The organism is Streptomyces himastatinicus ATCC 53653, assembly GCF_000158915.1.
Taxonomy (GTDB): domain Bacteria; phylum Actinomycetota; class Actinomycetes; order Streptomycetales; family Streptomycetaceae; genus Streptomyces; species Streptomyces himastatinicus.
Window position 1 is genome coordinate 2,816,919 of record NZ_GG657754.1, and the last position, 4,516, is coordinate 2,821,434.

The window sequence follows — 4,516 nt, forward strand, 5'->3', positions numbered from 1 at the left end:
CCGGGCGCGGCGGACCCGGTGGAACTGCCGGGCGAACGCGGTCGTCTGCCACTGCAACAACGTCCACCAAGCGCACCCTGGCCCGACAGCTGGCGCGGCGGCGCCCGGGACGCGGCCGCGCTCGCCGCCGCCACCCGCGCCACCACCGGCTGCGGCTCCTGCGCGGGCGCGGTCCGCGACCTGTGCGCCGCCCTGCACACCGCCGCCGGGCCACGGCCCGAACCGGCGGTGGCGGAGGCGCTCCGGTGACCCGCACCCTCGTCGTCGTCGGCCACGGCATGGTCGGCCACTGGCTGGTGGAACGGATCCGGGACCGGGACCGGGAGGGCCGGTGGCGCATCGTCGTCCTCGCCGAGGAACCGCGGCCCGCCTACGACCGGATCTCGCTCTCCTCCCACCTGGAGGGCGGGGAGGACGGGGACGCCGGGGCGCTCGACCTGACCGGCCCTGACCTCCTCGACGACCCCATGGCCGATATCCGGCTGAGCACCACCGCCGTCGCCGTCGACCGCCGCGCCCGCACCGTCACCAGCGCGGACGGCACCGTGACGGGCTACGACGCGCTGGTCCTGGCCACCGGCTCCCGGCCCTTCGTCCCGCCGATCGCGGGACGCGACCTGCCGGGCTGCTTCCGCTACCGGACCGTCGAGGACGTCGAGGCCATCCGGGCGGCGGCCGTTCCCGGCCGGGCGGGCGTCGTCATCGGCGGCGGGCTCCTCGGCCTCGAAGCGGCCAACGCGCTGCGGCTGCTGGGCATGCGGTCCCATGTGGTGGAGACGGCCCCGCATCTGCTGCCGCTCCAGATCGACGCCGGAGCCGGACAGGTCCTCGCCGACCTCATCGGCAAGCTCGGCGTCCAACCCCACTGCGGGACCATCACCCGGTCCCTCGACCCCGGCCCCGACGGGCGGGTCCGCGCGGTGACCCTCGACGACCGCACCCGGCTGGAAGCGGCCCTGGTCGTCTTCGCGACCGGTGTACGGCCCCGCGACGACCTGGCCGAACCGTCAGGTCTGACGCGCGGGCCGCGCGGCGGCGTCCTCGTCGACGACCACTGCCGCACGCCCGACCCCCGGATCTGGGCGATCGGCGAATGCGCCGCCGTCGAGGGCCGCTGCTACGGGCTCGTCGCCCCCGGCTACCGCATGGCCGAATGCGTCGCCGCGCAGCTCCTGGGCCTTCCCGCGCGGCCCTTCGCGGGGGCCGACACCTCCACCCGGCTCAAACTGCTCGGCGTCGACGTCGCCAGCTTCGGCGACTGCCATGCCGAGACCCCCGGCGCCCTCGAATACATCCGCCACCGCCACCGGGCGGGCAGCTACGCCAAGCTCGTCCTCGCCGACGACGCCCGCACCCTGCTCGGCGGCGTCCTGGCGGGCGACACCAGCGCCTACCCGCTCCTGCACTCCCTGATGGGCCGCGAGATGCCCGCAGGACCCGAACAGTTGCTGCTCGGCACGCCCCACCACGGGCCCCACCACGAAAGGGAACCAGCATGGACGTGATGACGGCCATCCTCACCCGCCGCAGCGAGCAGAAGCTCGCCGGTCCCGCACCCAGTCCCGAAGAGTTCCGCTACCTGCTCAAGGCGGCCTCATGCGCCCCCGACCACGGCATGCTGCGGCCCTGGCGATGGCTGCTGATGTCCGGAGACTCCCGGGACGCGCTCGCCGCCGCCCTGGCCGAGGACAACGGCAAGAGCCTCGAGGCGATGCGCGCCAAGACCCGGCGGGCGCCGCTGCTGGCCACGCTCGTGTTCTCCCCCGACCCCGTCTCCCCGGTGCCGGAATGGGAACAGATGGCCGCCGTCAGCGCCATGACCACCTCGCTGATGCTGCTCCTCCACGCCCGCGGCTTCGGCAGTATCTGGCGGACCGGTGCCCAGCTCGACGCCGAACCGGTCCGCAAACTGCTCGACCTCGACCAACCCGAACGCGCCCTGGGCTGGCTGTACATCGGCACCGTGGAGCCGGGCCGCCCGACCCGCCGCCGCCAGGCCCCGGACGTGGGCGACCGCCTGAAGATCTTCAGCCCGGTGTAACCCCTCCGGAGCGCTCCCCCGACCACCGCCGGGGTGCCGGGTGCGAGACTGGGCCGGGCGGTCCGGTCCGGACAGGAGAGGTGCGGCGTGGTGGCGGAAGCGGGGTTCACGGAAGAGCGGGCGCGGGCGGTGCTCGCCGCCGCGCTGCCGCACGGCACGGGCGACGCCGCCGGGGCCCGGCTGCTGGCGCTCGGCGAGAACGCCGTCTTCGCCGTCGACGGCCTGGACCTGGTGGTCCGGATCAGCCGTGACCTCGCCGTACGGGAACGGGCGGAGCGGGAGGCCAGGGTCGCCGACTGGCTGGCCCGGGAGGGCGTGCCCGCGGTACGCCCGGACCGCCGCTTCGCCACGGAACAGCCCCTCGCGTACGACGGCCACCTCGTCACCTTCTGGCAGCGGCTGCCCCCGGCCGCGCGCCTCGTCGAACCGGGCGATCTCGCCGCGCTGCTGCGACAGGTGCACGCCCTGCCGCAGCCGCCGCCGGACCTCGTCCTGCCGCGGCGCGATCTGCTGGGCGGGGTCGAGCGGTGGCTGCGGCTGGCCGGGGACGCGATCGATCCGGCGGACGCCGCGTATCTGCGGGCCCGCCGGGACGACATCGCGGCGGCCACCGCCGAGCTGACCCCATGGCTCACGCCCGGGCCGATTCACGGCGACGCGCTGCCGCGCAACGTGCACATCGGCCCGGACGGTCCGGTGCTGGTCGATCTGGAGACGTTCTCCTCCGATCTGCGGGAGCACGATCTCGTCGTGATGGCCCTGTCCTGGCACCGCTACGGGCTCGGCCCGGAGGCGTACGACGAGTTCGCCACGGCGTACGGCTGGGACGTCCGGGAGTGGTCCGGATGCGCCGTGCTGCGCGGCGCGCGGGAGACGGCGAGCTGTGCGTGGGTGGCCCAGCACGCGCCGGACAGCCCGGCCGCGCGGGCCGAATTCCGCCGCCGGGTGGACTCGCTGCGCACCGGCGATCCGGCGGTGCGCTGGTTCACGTTGTGACCGGCCGGGTCGGCTCACGCCGTCCACGCGGGGTCGCGGCCGCTGAGCGCCACGGCGCGGTCCAGTGCGGACGCGCCCTCGGGCACGGCGACGACGGATCCGAAGATCTCCTTCGGCCGCTCCTCGTCCGGGAACGACGACAGCCACCCGATGATCGCCTCGGCGCTGCCCGGGTCGCAGTCGTAGGGCTGCCCGGTGGCGCGGGCGAGGTCCCAGCCGTGGATCACCAGCTCGTCCAGCGCGACGACGCCCATGGCCTCGGCGGGCAGGGTGACACCGCCCGCCTGGGTGCTGCCCTGCCAGGCCGCCGGATCCCGCCATGCGGCGGCCATCGCCTCCAGCCGCCGGGGCAGCTCGTGGCGCCAGTCGGGGTCCAGGCTCTCGGCCTGCCCGAGACCGGGATTCTCGCCGGCCTGCTTCTCCGCGGCCTGGCGCATACCGAGGGCCAGCCCCATGAAGTGGTCGAGCAGATCTCCCACCGAGTAGGCCGAGCAGGGCGTGGGCGCCCCCAGCTGATCGTCCGAGACGCCGCTGAGCAGCGCCGTCACCCGGTCGGCCGCGGGGCCGAGGTCGATACGTGCGGTCTGGTCGGTCATCGGTGGCTCTCCTTCTTCGGTCCGCTCCCCCTCACCAGTACGGACCGGCCGGGCGGCGGGAACTCATCGGTGCCCCCGGGACTACCCCACCGCCGCCCGCGCCTCGCGCAGCGGCCAGCTGCCGTCCACGACCGCGTCCGGAGTGCCCTTGCGGCGCAGCCAGGACTGGAAGTCGGCGGCCCAGTGCGCATACCACCCCACCTGCTTGTGGTGGAGATCCCACAGCTCCAGACCGGCGACCTCCCGGTGCCGCTCGGCGAGCGCGCAGGCGACCCGCACTGCGGCGAGGGCGTCCGCCCCGGCCTCATGGGCGCGCTCGTGCGCCACCCCGTACTCCCCGCAGACCGCCTCCAGCGTGCGCTTGCCCTTGCGGTAGCGGTCGACGGCGCGGTCTATCGTGTACGGATCCACGACCGGGCCGGTGGGCGCGCCGCCCAGCCGCTCGCCCAGCGAGCGCAGCCCGTGGCGGTCCAACTCGGCGGCGAGCAGGCTCAGATCGAACGCCGCGTTGTACGCCACCACCGGCGCGCCCGCGCGCCAGTGCGCCACCAGCACGTCCGCGATCTCGTCGGCCACCTCGCGTATGGGCCGACCGGCCGCCGCCCGCTCGTTGGTGATCCCGTGCACGGCCACCGCATCGTCCGGAATGGGCACTTCCGGCGCGGCCAGCCACTCGTGCCGTCCGATCGGCTCCCCGCCGCGCACCTCGACCACCGCGGCGGTCACGATCCGTGCCGTGCGCGGATCGGTGCCCGTCGTCTCCAGATCGAACCCGATCAGCAGCTCCCTGTGCCAGCCCATGGCGGTTGCCCTCCCTTTGTTGTGCTTCCCCCAGGTGTCGCCACCTTCGCACGCACCACTGACAACGGGTGCCGGGGCCGTC

The 4,516-nt window shown here is 74.9% G+C and carries 5 protein-coding genes and 1 pseudogene; 4 read left to right on the forward strand and 2 right to left on the reverse strand.

What is annotated here, in order from left to right; translation table 11 throughout:
- The 4 genes and pseudogenes from SSOG_RS11310 to SSOG_RS11325 all read left to right on the forward strand — a co-directional run.
- Window positions 1–249, forward strand: a pseudogene (locus SSOG_RS11310) (hypothetical protein); the annotation flags it as partial.
- On the forward strand, window positions 246–1,505 hold the full coding sequence (locus SSOG_RS11315; protein ID WP_009714354.1) for an NAD(P)/FAD-dependent oxidoreductase: 1,260 nt from the start codon (window positions 246–248) through the stop codon (window positions 1,503–1,505). The pseudogene SSOG_RS11310 and the gene SSOG_RS11315, both read left to right, overlap by 4 nt.
- The gene (locus SSOG_RS11320) at window positions 1,496–2,041 is read left to right on the forward strand and encodes a nitroreductase family protein (RefSeq protein WP_009714355.1); all 546 of its coding nucleotides are present in this window, start codon (window positions 1,496–1,498) and stop codon (window positions 2,039–2,041) included. The genes SSOG_RS11315 and SSOG_RS11320 overlap by 10 nt, the downstream gene beginning before the upstream one ends.
- Before the next feature lie 90 nt (window positions 2,042–2,131).
- Window positions 2,132–3,037 (forward strand): phosphotransferase enzyme family protein, encoded by a 906-nt coding sequence (locus SSOG_RS11325; protein ID WP_039940978.1) that lies wholly within the window; start codon window positions 2,132–2,134, stop codon window positions 3,035–3,037.
- 14 nt (window positions 3,038–3,051) lie between these two features.
- Here the strand turns inward: SSOG_RS11325 and SSOG_RS11330 are convergent, their stop codons facing one another.
- Window positions 3,052–3,633 carry a TIGR03086 family metal-binding protein gene (locus tag SSOG_RS11330; protein ID WP_009714357.1) on the reverse strand — a complete coding sequence of 194 codons (582 nt, stop codon included), beginning with the start codon at window positions 3,631–3,633 and terminating at the stop codon, window positions 3,052–3,054.
- An 81-nt stretch (window positions 3,634–3,714) separates the two neighbouring features.
- The gene (locus tag SSOG_RS53440) at window positions 3,715–4,434 is read right to left on the reverse strand and encodes a 3'-5' exonuclease (protein WP_009714358.1); all 720 of its coding nucleotides are present in this window, start codon (window positions 4,432–4,434) and stop codon (window positions 3,715–3,717) included.
- Window positions 4,435–4,516 lie beyond the last annotated feature (82 nt).